11 protein-coding genes are annotated in these 14,679 nt (G+C 61.9%); 5 read left to right on the top strand and 6 right to left on the bottom strand.

The genetic code is table 11. The features are described from left to right. Position 1 precedes the first annotated feature (1 nt). The 3 genes from DJ563_RS24280 to DJ563_RS24270 all read right to left on the bottom strand — a co-directional run bounded on the left by DJ563_RS24280 (position 2) and on the right by DJ563_RS24270 (position 3,265). On the bottom strand, positions 2–766 hold the full coding sequence (locus DJ563_RS24280; RefSeq protein ID WP_095063844.1) for a DotI/IcmL family type IV secretion protein: 765 nt from the start codon (positions 764–766) through the stop codon (positions 2–4). Continuing rightward, a complete protein-coding gene (locus DJ563_RS24275; protein WP_095063969.1) occupies positions 756–1,022 on the bottom strand; it encodes a hypothetical protein in 267 nt (88 codons plus the stop codon). Before DJ563_RS24275 ends, DJ563_RS24280 begins: the two co-directional genes overlap by 11 nt. An 839-nt stretch (positions 1,023–1,861) precedes the next feature. Further along, positions 1,862–3,265, bottom strand: coding sequence for a PLP-dependent aminotransferase family protein (locus DJ563_RS24270; protein WP_434518470.1), 1,404 nt, complete (start codon positions 3,263–3,265; stop codon positions 1,862–1,864). A 90-nt stretch (positions 3,266–3,355) separates the two neighbouring features. Between DJ563_RS24270 and DJ563_RS24265 the strand changes: the two genes are divergently transcribed. The 4 genes from DJ563_RS24265 to DJ563_RS24250 all read left to right on the top strand — a co-directional run bounded on the left by DJ563_RS24265 (position 3,356) and on the right by DJ563_RS24250 (position 8,785). Continuing rightward, complete coding sequence (locus tag DJ563_RS24265) at positions 3,356–3,802, top strand: GNAT family N-acetyltransferase (protein ID WP_274100515.1); 447 nt, start codon at positions 3,356–3,358, stop codon at positions 3,800–3,802. Next, the gene (locus DJ563_RS24260) at positions 3,799–4,419 is read left to right on the top strand and encodes an FMN-dependent NADH-azoreductase (protein WP_274100516.1); all 621 of its coding nucleotides are present in this window, start codon (positions 3,799–3,801) and stop codon (positions 4,417–4,419) included. Before DJ563_RS24265 ends, DJ563_RS24260 begins: the two co-directional genes overlap by 4 nt. 962 nt (positions 4,420–5,381) lie before the next feature. Continuing rightward, positions 5,382–7,181, top strand: a complete 1,800-nt coding sequence (locus DJ563_RS24255) for an ABC transporter ATP-binding protein (protein ID WP_434518469.1) — start codon at positions 5,382–5,384, stop codon at positions 7,179–7,181. 92 nt (positions 7,182–7,273) lie between these two features. After that, positions 7,274–8,785, top strand: a complete 1,512-nt coding sequence (locus DJ563_RS24250; RefSeq protein WP_434518468.1) for an MFS transporter — start codon at positions 7,274–7,276, stop codon at positions 8,783–8,785. Between the two features lie 10 nt (positions 8,786–8,795). On the opposite strand, the gene DJ563_RS24245 is transcribed toward DJ563_RS24250, so the two are convergent. From DJ563_RS24245 to DJ563_RS24235, 3 genes are all read right to left on the bottom strand, one after another. Then, positions 8,796–9,386 carry a TetR/AcrR family transcriptional regulator gene (locus DJ563_RS24245; RefSeq protein ID WP_274098782.1) on the bottom strand — a complete coding sequence of 197 codons (591 nt, stop codon included), beginning with the start codon at positions 9,384–9,386 and terminating at the stop codon, positions 8,796–8,798. Between the two features lie 146 nt (positions 9,387–9,532). Beyond that, on the bottom strand, positions 9,533–11,926 hold the full coding sequence (locus tag DJ563_RS24240) for a TonB-dependent siderophore receptor (RefSeq protein WP_434518467.1): 2,394 nt from the start codon (positions 11,924–11,926) through the stop codon (positions 9,533–9,535). A gap of 117 nt (positions 11,927–12,043) precedes the next feature. Next, a complete protein-coding gene (locus DJ563_RS24235; RefSeq protein ID WP_434518466.1) occupies positions 12,044–13,591 on the bottom strand; it encodes an MFS transporter in 1,548 nt (515 codons plus the stop codon). Positions 13,592–13,767: 176 nt separating this feature from the next. Here DJ563_RS24235 and DJ563_RS24230 point away from each other — a divergent pair, with 176 nt between their 5' ends. After that, positions 13,768–14,631 carry a LysR family transcriptional regulator gene (locus tag DJ563_RS24230; RefSeq protein WP_186652631.1) on the top strand — a complete coding sequence of 288 codons (864 nt, stop codon included), beginning with the start codon at positions 13,768–13,770 and terminating at the stop codon, positions 14,629–14,631. The last annotated feature ends 48 nt before the right edge of the window (positions 14,632–14,679 follow it).

The raw sequence follows: 14,679 nt of genomic DNA, 5'->3' as shown, positions 1-14,679 counted from the left end.
GTCACTTCCTTGAGATATACGGCGACAGCTGAACAGAATCGACGGCGATCCCTTTGGTGTTAGTGGCCGAAGCCGGGATCTGAACGATGGTGACAGCCGCCAGGAAGTCCTGGCGCGAGCGTGCCTGCTGGTCACCACCGACATAGAATTCGATGGCGACAGGCACCTGTACCAGCCAGTAGTTCTGACCTGTTGCGAGCACACCGCTTTCTTCGACCTGGGCAACTTGAGTCGCCATGGCACGCAATATCATCCGGCCCTTGAGCACGCGCTCCAGGTTCCCCGAGTCGTCCAGCGTCTTCAGGAAGGCCTTGCGCCCGTCATCCGTGTACCAGCGGGCACCCGCGGCATTGAGGTTGGAGCGGTAATTCACATAGTCGTAGGAATACGAATTGACGACGGCGTCTTTAGCGTATTCGGCCAAGGTCGCAGGGGTGACCCGCGGGTTGCTTTCAGTCGAGACTTCACAGATGGCGTGGTTATCCGTGGTCGGTATCCAGCGGTACTTCGGGTACCAGAAAACGACGGCGCCGATGGTCAAGCCGAATACGCATGTGAGTGCCAACAGTTGGCCCCAGACGCGCTTGTTACGGCGCTTGAGGTCGAGGCACTCCAGCTGCAGACGCTTGACTTCCCGGACGGTAGCCGCTGCCTCCCCGGGCGTTTCGTCCAGCGCCAGCTCCAGCAGCTTCTCTTCATCGGTGCCCCGACGAGCTTCCGGCCCATCGCCACTCGGGGTTCCGTGCTGGGTTTCCTTACTCGACATTCCGGATTTCCCCTGTCGTTCCGTCGTAAATGCAAATCGAGTCGGTTCCGTCATAGAACACGACGTTTTCAAAATTCGTTTGTGTCACGAGCCAGATGGCGGCGACCGCTACACAGGGGAGCAAGGCCATGCAGGCCCACTCACCGACATCCAGCAGCACGCAGAGCATTCGGTTGTAGCGGCGCAGCGCGCGTACATCCACGTCTTCGCTGGACCTGCTGCCCCATGATGTTGTCGTTGACTCGAGTTCATCCATATCTCGCTCCGTGAGCAGCATTTTCAGCCAAAACTTAGAAAGGTGCAACACCGAAATTTTGACAGATAGGGACAATCCTTGCAATCCGCGACGTATTTTTGCACGCCTCTGTTACCCCTTCATAAACTCTGGTGCCCTTTCAGAGGCGCGCCTCATAACGCCTTAGCCATGGGAAAGACACGGGCAATCACAGACGAATACTGCCGCGCAAAGGCAATAACTACCTGATTTTAAAGGATTTTATTCGCACTTAGCCCATGGGGCGCCGTACCCCCCCAAACGAGGGGACGCACCATCAGAACACCACTTTGAAAAATACGTGGCGACACTAATTTTTCGATCTACGCAACCTGGTCATTCATGAGTGTTCAGAATGCCGGGCAGGCGATCGAGCAGCGCTGGCGCAAGGGCCAGGCCGACATGATGGCGGGCAGGGTGAACAGCAGATCTCGCAACATATCCTCCATGACAGGCCTGGATCGTGGTCCAGACCTCTCCATAAACCCTGTACGGACACAGGGTATTTCGCGTTTAGAATGTGATCGTTCAAGGCTTGAAGTTCGCCCTCGACCCGGTCTGTCCATCCCGCTTTCAAGCGCGCCTGGGGCCGCTACGATGGACCCTGCCGAGGGTCGGACGGCGATTTTCCACTATCCATTCACCTTTATGCGATAGGGGCCTTTTGCCATCAGCTTGCTTGATTGACCCCTAGCCACCGCGAACGTTGCGTCGCAGCCCAAATTTTCTGGCTTAAATTGTTGAACGAGCGGGTAAAAATAATTGCATTACGCCACCTCTGAAGCCGCTCCAAGAGTCACGCTCCAGCCCCACGACCCCATTCACCCCTCAATAATCTCGCTTAATCGCTCCGCCACCCGCCCCGCCTGCCCCACACTAACAATATTGGTAAACCCCACCACCACCCCCCGCCTACGCGCCCCTCCCAGATACCACTCCGAGAGCGGCTCCACCGCTACCCCAACCGCCCGAGCACGCCGAGCAATCTCGATATCATTCCCCTCTCGAATCCCCACAACCAGGTGCATCCCCCCCGCCCGCGGGTTGATCTCTACCCTTCCCCCAAACTGCTGCCCCAGCGCCTCAACCAACCACCGCCGACGCAGCGCATAAAGGCTGCGCATTTTCTTCAAATGCCGGGCAAAGTGCCCCTCCTGCAGAAACGCGCAGACCGTCGCCTGAAGCACATGCGGGCAGTGGTTATGCAGCCGGTCCGCCTGGCGGGCGAACGCGGCGCTCTGCTCCGCCGGCACCACCAGGTAAGCCAGGCGCAAGCCAGGAAACAGCACCTTGCTGAAGGTGCCGGTGTACAGCACGCGGCCTTGCTGATCGAGGCTCTTGAGTGCGGGCAAGGGCTTGCCCTGATAGCGGTACTCACTGTCGTAGTCATCCTCGATAACCCAGCTACCGCGCCGGTTGGCCCAGCCCAGCAGGGCCAACCGGCGCGGCAGTGACAGCGACATGCCCAGTGGGCTCTGGTGGGTCGGCGTAACCACGGCAAAGCGTGCATCCGGGGCGCGGGCAATGCCCTGCGCGACGTCGAGGCCGTCCTCATCCACGGGGATCGGCACCAATTGCGCGCCGGCTTCCAGCAGGGCGTTCCTGGCCATGAAGTAGCCGGGCTCTTCCAGCCAGCAGGTGTCGCCCAGGCGCATCAAGGTGTGGCTGATCAGGTCCAGGCAGGCACGATAACCGGCACACACGAACACCTGCTCTGGGTGGCAGGTAATACCGCGTGAAATGCCCAGGTAGGTGGCGATGGCCGCGCGTAACGGGGCATGCCCGCGCGGGTCGGGGTAGACAAGCCCCTCCAGGCCAGCCTGGCGCAGTTGGCGGCCGGCCAGTCTTGTCCAGAGCTTGCGGGGGAAGGCATCCAGCGCCGGCAGCCCCATCTGCAGGGCTAACGGCAGCTCACCTGAATGGGTGGGCTGGTACTGCGTCGAGGCCACTGGCGCACGCGGCGTGGGGGTGGGAACGGGTGGCAGGTGTGGGGTGACCACCGTGCCGGCGGCGCCACGGGCGATCAAGTAGCCCTCGCCGATCAGCAACTGGTATGCCGCCTCCACCGTGCCTCGCGCCAGGTTCAACTCCGCCGCCAACGCGCGCACTGCAGGTACCCGGTCGCCCGGGCGCAGGCGGCCGTCGGCAATGGACTCACGAAAACGGAGATAGAGCTGGCGATAGATCGGCTCGGACTGGCTGCGGTCCAGCGTGAAGGGAAGCATCTTGGCCCAGTCATTTATGCACTTTTCGGCCCTGTAGCTTAAGTCATTGGCGGATTAAGGTCAGCCATCACTCTATAGCGGACGACGGCTATGCAATACACACTGCAACACCTCGAAGACCGGAATGGGTTTCAGGCGAGTTTCAACCTCATGCGCGAATTGCGCCCGCATGTCACTGACCGGGACAGCTATGTGCAGCAACTGCTTCGGCAAGCTGGGCAAGGCTACCGCCTGCTGGCCGCGTGGGAGGGTGAGCAGGTTGTCGGCCTGGCCGGTTACCGCGAGATGGAAAACTTGCTCTACGGGCGCTTTGTTTACGTGGACGACCTGGTGGTGCAGCCGGACGTGCAGCGCAGTGGCCTGGGGGCGCGGCTGCTGGGGGCGGTTCGCGAAGAGGCGGTGCAGCGCGGTTGCGCGCATTTCGTACTGGACACCGGGCTGCACATGCCGTTGGCTCAGCGTTTCTACTTCCGCCAGGGATTGCTGGCGCACGGCATGCACTTTACACAGCGCCTGCAAACAGAGAGTCAGCCATGAACAATGTACTTTTGATCAATGCCAGCCCCCATGGCCACGTCTCCCATGCCAATCAGGTGGCGCTGGAATTAGTCGCCTCTTTGCGCCATCGGTATCCGCGGCTCGAACTGGTCGAACGCGATCTGGGCAGGTACCCACTGCCACCGCTCGACAGGGACTACGCCCATGCCCTGGCCACCACCACACCGTTCGACTCACCGGTGTTCGAGCTCTCGGAGGCGCTGATCGGCGAGTTGGAACGCAGCGATATCCTGCTCATTGCCACGCCGATGCACAACTTCACGCTGCCTGCCGCGCTCAAGCTCTGGGTCGATTACGTCTTGCGTATTCACCGCACATTCCGTTCAGGCCCCGAGGGCAAGACCGGGCTCCTGAAAGACCGCCCGGTGTACGTGTTGGTGGGCTCTGGTGGCTTTCACCAAGGTGAATCCGCGCGGCAACCGGACTTTCTGACGCCTTACCTGCGCCAGGTATTGAGTACGCTCGGCCTGTTCAACCCACACTTCACCTACCTTCAGGGTTTGGTGTTCGGTGATGCGGCCGTGCGTTTAACGCTTGAAGACACTCGTGCTCGGCTGTCGCAGGAGCCACTGTTCAAAACCCTGGTTGGCGCCTGAGCGGTGGACGATCGTGCCTTGGTGTGGTGTTTCAGAAGTGCCAATGAAAATTACATGCCCAAGGCCCGTGCCGCACGGGCGATGGGGGCCAGGGTGTCCTCGGCTTTTTCAGGGGGGTTGTGAATGCCTGGAGCTTGTATTCGGGGCCACCAGGTGCCTGGCTTGGCATTTTCGTCGCCTATCAGATCGAGCGCCGCCCGCGCGGCGCATCGCGAGCTACGCTCGCTCCTACATTTGTTTCGGGCCAGTGAGGCCTGTGGCATTTGCGCGCGACCGCCTTGTTGGCACGACGCGATATTGTGTCGGACAAACAAGGCGGTCGCGCGCGCTGGCACAGACGTGACTGGCCCGAAACAAATGTAGGAGCGAGCAGAGCTCGCGATGCGCCGCGCGGGCGGCGCTCGATTTCCGCCCCACCTCCAAACCCAAGACAGGCACCTAGCCCCCATCACCCTATCTCCCGTCAAGCACATAGCAGCCCCACTCCCCAACATTCCGTGAAAATCCACACCGCGGCTTCTTTGACACCTTTGATATCGGGTACAGGAGCGCTTCGCACTCCATCGCGGGACAAGCCCGCTCCCACAAAATGGACTGCCCACCGGCGGTTGGCCATCGCGGCCATTGCGAGAGCAACTGATAATTGAATAATCCCGCTCTTAACAGGCTATGAGTGGCGTTGGGGACCACGACAACTTGCCGTCCACCCACCCGCAGAACCGCAAGGCCACCTACCCACGCCAGAATCCTGGATTTCTTTGTCATCCTAACCTCCCTTTGCACCGGGAACAGCAGCCCGGTTCATCCCTTCGCAATTAATAGACTAAGCACTTAGTCTAGAATACACTCGCGCCGACGGAAGCGTCCAGGGTGCCGAAGCGGCCCCCTGCTCAGGGATATCGCTACAAGGAACGCTCACCGAGGGTGGGCAACCATTCAGTGCCTACAGGGCCGGAATAAAAATGACTGAACATGGCATCGCAAAAGCTGACACCTACCATGACCTTGCAGCCAAGCATGTGTCGGCAAGCCGGATCATCGCGTTGTTCATCCCCTATAAACTGCAAATAGCACGGGTCGTCTGCCTGATCCTGGTGTGCTCTGCGATTGGCATGGCGTCCCCTTTCCTGCTGCGGGCGATCATTGACGAGGCGCTACCTGACGGGAACTTGCGCCTTCTTGTGTACCTCGCGGGGGGGTTGATTGGCGTTGCCGCTCTGACGGCCGGGCTGAACACGCTGCAGATCGTCATGTCGACCAAGATCGGCCAGTCGATCATGCATGACCTGCGGGTGAAGCTTTACTCGCACTTGCAATCGCTTTCCCTGTCGTTCTTCACGGCAACACGCTCTGGCGAAATCCAATCACGCATTGCCAGCGATATCGGGGGCCTGCAAACACTCGTCACCCATACTGCCAACGAGTTGGCACGTAACTTCAGCATCGTGGTGATGACAACCATTGCCATGTTTCTACTCGACTGGCGCCTTGCGCTGTTTTCGATGATCGCGGTGCCGATCTCGATCCTCCTGAGCGACCGCGTCGGCAAGCTGCGGGAAACCATTACCCACGAACAGCAGGTGCGCCTTGGCGATATGTCTGCAGCGGTGCAGGAATCGCTGTCGATTTCGGGGGTGATCCTGGCGCGTACCCTCGGCCGCGCGGCACATTTGACCCAACGCTTCACCCGCACCTCGAAAGAGGTCGCCAGCCTTGAGGTCCGCTCCCACACCGCAGGTGAGTGGCAATGGCAGTTGATCCTGCTGATGCTGTCGATCTTCCCGGCGCTTACCCTGTTGCTGGGCGGCCTGTTGCTCAATGCTGGGGTACCGGCGACCATCGGCACGCTGGTGGCGATGATCGCCCTGCAGGAGCAGTTGCTCTGGCCCTTGGAAGGCTTACTGGAAATCGGCCGTGAAATGCGCACCACCCGCGCCTTGTTCACCCGTGTTTTTCAGTACCTTGACCAGCCCGTGGAGATCACCGAACAACCTGATGCCATCACCTTGGATCGCCTGCACATGCAAGGCGCAGTGCAGTTGAAGCATGTCAGCTTCTCTTACCCAGATAACCCGCAGCCAACACTGTCGGATGTCTCGATCGATATTCCAGCCGGCTCCAGCGTCGCCATCGTAGGTTCAACAGGGTCGGGCAAGACCACGCTGGGTTATCTGCTGGCGCGCCTTTACGATGTCAGTGCTGGTGAAATCCGTTACGACGGCGTGGACGTACGCACGCTGAGTTTTGAAACGGTGACCGATCTGCTTGGCGTGGTGACACAGGAGCCGTATCTGCTCTATGCCTCGGTGGCAGAAAACCTTCGCTTCGCAAAACCCGACGCCACCGATGAAGAGCTGATCGCGGCGGCCAAGATCGCGCAAATCCACGACAGCCTGTCGGCCTTGCCCGACGGGTATGACACGCTGGTTGGCGACCGCGGGTACCGGTTCTCGGGCGGTGAAAAGCAGCGCCTTGCGCTCGCCCGCACGATCCTGCGCAACCCTCCGATCCTGCTGCTCGATGAAGCGACCAGTGCGTTGGACACAAAAACCGAACGCGCCATGGAAGTTGCCCTGGCGGCCCTGGCTAAAGGCCGCACCACAATCACCATTGCCCACCGCCTCTCCACCATTCGGCATGCTGATCAGATCGTCGTTCTACAGCATGGCCGCGTTGTTGAATGCGGAACGCACACTGAGCTGGAGCAGCTCAACGGTGTTTATGCTGGGCTCATCGCTAACATGAATTCAAATGCCGCTTGACCTCACCTTAACCTGAGGTTTTATAAGGGGTGTCGGTTTGCCTTCGCAAACCCTGCTCGCCGCGGCGGGTGAACGATCGAAGTGGAGCCGACATGAACAAGCATCACGCCTCACCTGCCCAAAGCGCGCAATCCGTGTCAGAAGCAGGCACACCTGTGGATAACCGCCCGGCCAATGCTGGCTGGGCTGCCCTGCTGTCGGGCGCGAATGGCGTGCGCTCGCTCGCGTTGGCCGGGGGCGTGGTGCTGCATGCGGTCAACGTCTACATTGCGACCACTATTTTGCCTTCAGTGGTCAAGGACATCGGCGGTATCGACTATTACGCGTGGAATACCACGCTGTTCGTCGCGGCCTCGATCCTCGGTTCAGCGCTCTCGGCCAGGTTGCTTGGCGCCGCTGGGCCACGTGGCGCCTACATCGTCGCCACACTGGTGTTTGCCTGCGGCGCGCTGCTGTGTGCGTTTGCCCCCTCGATGCCGATCATGTTGGCGGGGCGGCTTGTTCAGGGGCTCGGCGGGGGTTTTCTGTTCGCCCTCTCCTACGCCATGATCCGGCTGGTTTTCGACGAGGCCTTATGGCCACGTGCAATGGCGCTGGTCTCGGGCATGTGGGGAGTGGCGACGTTGATCGGCCCTGCGGTCGGCGGTATCTTCGCTGAACTCGGCGCGTGGCGCGCCGCGTTCTGGTCACTGATCCCGGTCGCCGTGTTGTTCGCACTGCTGGCTGGGGTCGTGCTGCCCAAACGCCATGCTGAACGGTCAGCGCGCGCGCCGCTGCCACTTGCCCAATTGGTGTTTCTGACCTCGGCAGTGCTGGCCGTTTCGGCCGGCAGCGTCTCGCCAAGCTTGCCCTGGAACATCGCCGGCCTTGGCGCCGCCGTTATTCTCACAGCCTTGCTGATAGGCACCGAAAGCCGCTCACGGCATAGGCTGCTGCCGGCAGGTGCATTCAGCCTCACCTCTGCGTTGTGCGCCCTGTATGCGACCATGTCGCTGCTGGCCGTCGCTGTTACCAGTGGCGAGATTTTCGTGCCGCTGTTCCTTCAGGTGCTTCACCATCAATCCCCCCTCGCCGCCGGCTATCTCGCTGCGCTCATGGCTGCCGGGTGGACGCTCGGGTCCCTCGCCAGTGCCGGGGCGAGTGATAAAGGCATCAGGCGCGCCATCCTCGCCGGCCCAATCCTTGGGTTGGCCGGCATGGTGGCGCTTGCCATTCTGATTCGAAGCGAAAGTGCAGGCGGCTGGCTGACGATCACGCCGATCTGCCTGGCACTGGTTGCAATCGGGTTGGGGGTGGGCCTGGCCTGGCCGCACCTGCTGACCCGCGTGTTTCAGGTCGCCTCGGCAGGCGAGCAGGACTTGGCTGCGGCGTCCATCACCACCGTGCAGCTGTTCGCCACAGCACTCGGCGCGGCGCTGGCCGGCATGGTGGCAAACCTTGCCGGGCTGACGGACCCAGGCGGTAGCCTGGGCACGGCGAGCGCTGCAACTTGGCTGTTCGGCGTATTCGCTTTCGCGCCCCTGTTCGCCTTGTTTGCTGCCCAGCGCGTGATCCGGCTTCACGGCGAATCAGGGCCCCGGGCACAACAGGCCTGCACCCGTTAGCCCAAGGGCATTATTCGAGAAACCGCCGGATCATGCGCATCAACGTTGGCGTATAGGCTTTGAGCTTGAAATCGCGGTCCAGTACAGAGCGCGAGACGGCTCCGTCAATGAGCGCGAGCAGCCAGGTAGCAGCGATTTTCGGGTCCAGGGCGGTATCAATCTGGCCTTGGGCGATCCCCCGGCGCAGAAGAGTAACCAGATCGCCCTTGATCGAAGCCTCGCTGGCCGCGAACAAGGTGGCCATCTCAGGGTTGCGCATGCTCTCGGCAACGACCTCGACCCCGATCTTGGCGTAGACCGGGTCGGCGCACTGCTTGAGCAGGCCTTTTGCCAATTGTTCGATAGCCACAATGGCATCGGGCTCGTCGGCAAGTTGGGCGAAGCGTTCGCTCATTTCACGTCGGTCTTCCTCCACAATGGCCTCAATCACTGCCTGTTTGTTGGGGAAGTAGTGAAACAGGTTGCCTGGGCTCATGCCCGCTGCGGCACAGATCTCGTTGGTCGAAGTGCCGCGGAAGCCTTTCTCGGCAAAGCACGCCACAGCGGCTTCGAGGATGTGCTGCAGCTTGGCCTGGTGTTTCTCAGGGTCGACTTTTCTCATGCTTTCTCCAGGGATGCAGAAGCCGACCTGCAACGCTATTCATTAGATCGACTACTTAGTCTCTCATTTGAAAAACCGCCCACACAAGGTTGTCGTCGAAGCCGCCGTGCATGCCCGCCATACGGCGGGCACCGCAAAAGCCTGCGTTACCAGTTGTAACTCAACTTGGCCGTGAATTCGCGCCCCGGGTTGTAGTAGTTCGCCGTGCCGGAACCCACCACATGCTGCTCATCAAACAGGTTGCTGACATTCAGGGCAAGGTCGGTGCCCTTGGCAATCCGGTAGTTCAAAGCCGCATCAAACAACGTGGTCCCATCGCTCTTCTTGGTGTTGGCAGCATCCATGTAATAAGCGCCAACATACCGCGCGCCCAGGCCGACGCTCACGTCCGTGTCAGGAATGCTGTAGTAGCTCCACAACGACGCCGAATGCTTCGGCGCGGTGGTAAATTCCTTACCCTTGAGCGACGAGCCGTCATACAACGCCCCGCGCAGCACTTCGGACTCCATATACGAATACGCCCCGATCACGCTGATGTTCTGCGTCACTTGCGCCTTGGCTTCCAGATCAAGGCCGCGCACACGGGACTCACCCACCGTCTGCTGCTCGATGATGCCGCTCGGCAGCACCACGGCGATGGTGACGTTTTCCTGGGTCAGGTCATAAATGGCAGCGGAGAACAACGCGTCCATGCCCATGGGCGAGTACTTGATGCCCACTTCGTACTGCCGGCCGGTCTGCGGGGTGACGCCGACCTGGGGCGGCGAGACCGATTCGACCATGCTTACGTAGGTCGAAACCTCATCGTTGACGATGTAGGTCAGCGCACCGCGGTAAGAGGTTTCGGAGAAGTTGTCGCGCTCACTCCCCACCGTGCCGATGTACTCCTTGCTGGACAGCTCCATGGAGTCATTACGCACGCCCGCAGTAGCGATGACGCGGTCGTAGAACGACAGGTTCTGCTGCAGGAACACCGCCTTGGTCGTGGCGTCATTCTTTTTGCGGGTATAGGGCGTGATGCCGCCGGGCACACCGGTGAATACCGGGTTGGCGATATCGATCGAAGGCGCCAGGCCATAGACGGAGCTTTGCTTGGTGGTCGAGTCCAGATACTCCACACCCACCAGGGTGCTGCTGTCGATGTGCTCGAACTGGGCATCGTACTGCAGCATCAGGTTGCCGTTGAGCTGGTCGGCGTCGCTGTCGGTACCAAACACGTAGCGTGGAATGGTGGTGCCAACGCGCGTCGGGCTATCGCTGAGGTAGGCGTAGCCAAAGTCATCGCTCAACTCGCTGTAACGCAGGTTGCTGCGCAGCACGAAGCCGTTGTCGAAGTCGTGGGTGATGTTACCGCTGAGGCTGGTGCGCTCGACGTTGTGGAAGTTGTAGCTGGGCTCACCGTAGAAATCGCTGCGGTCGTATTCCTTGTCCAGCGGGTAACCACCGCTGTTCGGCGAACTGTCGGTCTTCAGGTAATCCAGAATCACGGTGGCCGAGGTGTAGTCGGTGGGCGCCCAGGTAAGGCCACCCATCACGAAGCGGTTGTCGTCCTGGGAATGGTCGTACTCGCGGTCGCTGTTCTGCATCTTGGCGGTGAAGCGACCGGCCAGGGTTTTTTCATCGTTCAGGGCATCGCCTACATCGATGCCTGTTTCGGCATGGTCATAGGAGCCGTAGGTCACGTAGCCTTGGCCGAACTGCTCGAAGCGCGGCTGTTTGGTCACAAAGTTTACCGAGCCGCCTGGGTCTGCCGGGCCAAACAGGGTGGAGTTGGCGCCGCGCAGAATCTCGATGCGCTCGTAGGCGAACGGGTCTTCACGCACGCCGCGCATCGAGCTCAAGGTCAACCCATCGCGGTAGGTCGTGGCCTGGAAGCCGCGGATCTGGAAGTAGTCGTTGCGGTCGTCCGAGCCATAAAAGTCGCTGATGACGCCTGGGGTGTAGAGCAGCGCCTCTTCCGTGGTGCTGACACTGCGCTGCTCCATTTCCTTGCGGGTAACCACAGACACGGACGCAGGTGTGTTGAGGATGCTGGTGGCGACCTTGCCACCCACCCAAAGCTCCTTGGCAACCACCGAGTCGGTGTCGTCGTCAGCACTGGCCTTGACCTTGGCATTGATGATGACGGGCGCAAGGCGATAGTCCTCGGTCGCACCCAGTTCGAGCGGGCCGGCAGGCTTTACTTGCGGGATCACCAGATAGGCGTTCGGGCCTTGCTGCTGCGCCTGTAACTCGGTGTCCTGCAACAACGACGACAGGGCTGCCGGTGTTTCGAGCGGGCCTTGTACGCCTTGGGTCGTGCGGTCGGCGATGCTCTGCGCATCGTAGGAAAGGCTGACACCTGCCTGCCGCGCAAAGCGGTCAAGCGCCGGCGCCAGCGGGCCGGCAGGGATGCTCCACTGCTGCAGCTGGCTGTTGTGATCAGCGGGCAACGGTTGCGCAAGCGACGGCAATGCATAGCTGCTGACAACCAACCCCAGGAAGGCGCCGTGCAAGGCTCGATTCAAGGGATGGCGCTGGGGAACCGGGGTCGAACTCATTTTCTCGCTCCGTGGAGTGCTGGCGGACTGGCCTGTATTCCGGCCTTCCCTACAAGCCGAACGAGAATGAGAAAACACCTCATTTATTTTCACAACATTGTGCAAAAGCCGCCGGCCCTATGACTGCCCGTCCGCCACCAGCGCTTCCTGCAGGGCGGGCAGTGGTCGGCTCAGCAACGTGCCGACCAATACCGCGAACAGCAGCGCCGCCACACCTGCAGCCTGCAACACTGCCTCGAACCCACCCATGAACGCCTGGCGGGCCAAGGGGGCCACCGCCTCCCGCAAGCCGGGCTCAAGCACGGCCAACGCCGCCTGCAGGTCGCCCGCCGCAACCCGCGTGGCCATCGCGGCAACCTGGCCCAGCTGCGCGGGCGCCACGGCGGCCATGGCGTCGTAGAGCAATTGCCCGCTACGGGTAGCCAGTACCCCCCCGAGCACACCGATGGCCAGCACAATCGCGCCGAACCGCGTGGTGGTACTCAACCCCGAGGCCATGCCGGTGCGCTCACGCGGCACGCAGGCCATGATGTTCTTCTGCGTATCGCCATTGAGCAGGCCTGCGCCCGCGCCCAGCACCAGGCTGGCCAGGGCAAAGGCGGTGTAGCCGCCGTAGCCTGCGGCCCAGGCACACAGCAGGTTGCCCACCCCCACCAGCACCAGGCCAAGGGTAAACACCTGCGCCGGGCTCAAGTGCGCAGCCAGGCGCATGCCCAGCCGCGGGGTCAGCAACATGGCCACGGCGAATGGCAGCATGCCCGCACCGGCAGCCAGGGCCGACAGTTGCAGGCCGTTCTGCAGGTACAGCGGCAACAGGGTCATCATGACCTGGGCGCAGGCGGCGTAGGCGAACATGCCCAGCAAGGCACCGACGAAGCGCCCGCTGCGCATCAGCCGCAAGTCGATCATCGGCCGCGCCTGGCTGCGCTCGACCATGATGAACAGGCCGAACAGGAACGCACTGATCAGCATCCGCCCCAGGGTCTGGGCGCTGCCCCAGCCGACCTGGTTGGCGTCGATCATTGCCCAGATCAGGTAACCCAAGCTGCCGGCGAACGTCAGGCTGCCCCACGGGTCGAGGCGTGCTGCGGCGCTGTCGCGCGAGGGCTCGACGCTGCGCAGCACCATCACTGCCAGCACCACCACCAGCGGCAGGTTGATGTAGAAAATCCAGCGCCAGCCCAGGGTGCTGGCGATAACCCCGCCGAGCAGCGGCGCGAAGGTGATGGTGGCGCCCATGCAGGCGCCCCAGAAGGCCCAGGCGCTCAGGCGTTGCTGGGGTTCATGGAAGCGATGGCCGATGGCCGCGAGGGCCGCTGTCAGCAGCATGGCCGCGCCGATGCCCTTGGCGGCCCTGGCCAGGTCAAGGAACATCAGGGTGGGGGCGGCGCCACAGGCCAGCGACGCGGCGCCAAACACGGCCAGGCCGATAAGCAGCATGCGCCGCCGACCGAAGCGGTCGGCCAGGCTGCCGGCTGGCAGCAGGCACGCGGCGAAGGCCAGCAGATACGCGCTGACCACCCATTCGATGTCGGCAAACGAGCCGGACAAGTCACGGGCAATGCTGGGCAGGCTGACGGCGACGATGTTGGTGTCGAGGATGATCAGGGCGCAGACCAGCGAAGCGGTGAGCAGGGTGAAGCGCGGGGAAGCGGTGATGGGCATGGCAAGGCTCCAGAAGCGGGCTGGTTGTCATGGGGCCCCTTGCTGTGTCACCGGCAACTGCCGATACCTTTGCCGCCACGCCACCAGCCTTGTAGTGTTGTCTTCACCTTAACGCCGTCAGCCCCGAGGCTTGTTAGCCCCCAAGGCCCGCGTCATTAGCTTGCAGGTAACACCGCATGGAAATCCGCCATTTCCGCTACTTCCTCTGCGTCGCCCAACACGGCCATTTCACCCGGGCTGCGGAACAGCTGGGCATCGCTCCGCCCACCCTCAGCCGGCAGATCCAGGACATGGAACGCGAGCTGGGCGTGCGCCTGTTCGAACGCAGCCAGCGCGAGGTCAACCTCACCGCCGCCGGCCAAGCCTTGCTGATCGAAGCCGAACAGGCCGTACGCCAGTTCGACGCGGCGCAACTGGGTGCGCAGCGTGCGGGCCGAGGCGAGAGTGGCAGCATCGAATTGGGCTACGTGGCCTCTGCTGCCTATTCGGGCATGCTGCAGCGGCAAGTGATCGGCTTCAGCGAAAGCCACCCCGGCGTGCGCCTGAACATCCGCGAACTGCCCATGGCCGAGCTGCCCGACAGGGTCAGCGACGGCCTGCTCGACCTCGCCTACGTGCGCTCGCCCATGGAACTGCCTGACACGCTGCAAGCCATCGGCCTGCACCAGGAAGGTTTTGTCCTCGCCCTGCCCGCCAGCTCACGGATCAACGAGCTGCCACAGATCCCGGCGGCACGCCTGGCCGGTGAAACCTTCATCCTGCCCGAGCAGATCTCCGGCACGCTGGAAGTGGCGGCACAAGGGGGTTTTGTCCCGCGACTGGGCCCGCAACCCGGTAGCCTGGTGGCGGTGATCACGTTGGTGTCGTTGGGCCAGGGCATAGCCGTGGTGCCGGAGTCGGTGGTGCAGCGCATCAGCTTGGCGCAGGTGAATTACCGACGCATTGCCGATTGCCAGGCCAGTTCGTGGCTGAGCCTGATTCATCGGCGTTTCGAGAAGGCGCCGGCGGTGGTCAGGTATATCGAAAGGGTGCGCCGCTGATTGGCTGTTTGTAGGGTGGTGGGGCGTCAGTGTTCGGCTCGGTATTTT

The sequence above is a fragment of the Pseudomonas sp. NFX1 genome (assembly GCF_051123555.1).
Lineage (GTDB): Bacteria > Pseudomonadota > Gammaproteobacteria > Pseudomonadales > Pseudomonadaceae > Aquipseudomonas > Aquipseudomonas capeferrum.
The sequence above is the reverse complement of the archived record's forward strand: the minus strand, read 5'-3'. Positions and strand labels throughout refer to the sequence as shown.

Excerpts from the sequence above, each read along its gene's own strand:
- DJ563_RS24240 (WP_434518467.1), bottom strand. The coding sequence starts at position 11,926 with ATGAGTTCGACCCCGGTTCCCCAGCGCCATCCCTTGAATCGAGCCTTG.
- DJ563_RS24265 (WP_274100515.1), top strand. The coding sequence starts at position 3,356 with ATGCAATACACACTGCAACACCTCGAAGACCGGAATGGGTTTCAGGCG.
- DJ563_RS24270 (WP_434518470.1), bottom strand. The coding sequence starts at position 3,265 with ATGCTTCCCTTCACGCTGGACCGCAGCCAGTCCGAGCCGATCTATCGC.
- DJ563_RS24235 (WP_434518466.1), bottom strand. The coding sequence starts at position 13,591 with ATGCCCATCACCGCTTCCCCGCGCTTCACCCTGCTCACCGCTTCGCTG.
- DJ563_RS24280 (WP_095063844.1), bottom strand. The coding sequence starts at position 766 with ATGTCGAGTAAGGAAACCCAGCACGGAACCCCGAGTGGCGATGGGCCG.
- DJ563_RS24230 (WP_186652631.1), top strand. The coding sequence starts at position 13,768 with ATGGAAATCCGCCATTTCCGCTACTTCCTCTGCGTCGCCCAACACGGC.
- DJ563_RS24250 (WP_434518468.1), top strand. The coding sequence starts at position 7,274 with ATGAACAAGCATCACGCCTCACCTGCCCAAAGCGCGCAATCCGTGTCA.
- DJ563_RS24260 (WP_274100516.1), top strand. The coding sequence starts at position 3,799 with ATGAACAATGTACTTTTGATCAATGCCAGCCCCCATGGCCACGTCTCC.
- DJ563_RS24255 (WP_434518469.1), top strand. The coding sequence starts at position 5,382 with ATGACTGAACATGGCATCGCAAAAGCTGACACCTACCATGACCTTGCA.
- DJ563_RS24275 (WP_095063969.1), bottom strand. The coding sequence starts at position 1,022 with ATGGATGAACTCGAGTCAACGACAACATCATGGGGCAGCAGGTCCAGC.
- DJ563_RS24245 (WP_274098782.1), bottom strand. The coding sequence starts at position 9,386 with ATGAGAAAAGTCGACCCTGAGAAACACCAGGCCAAGCTGCAGCACATC.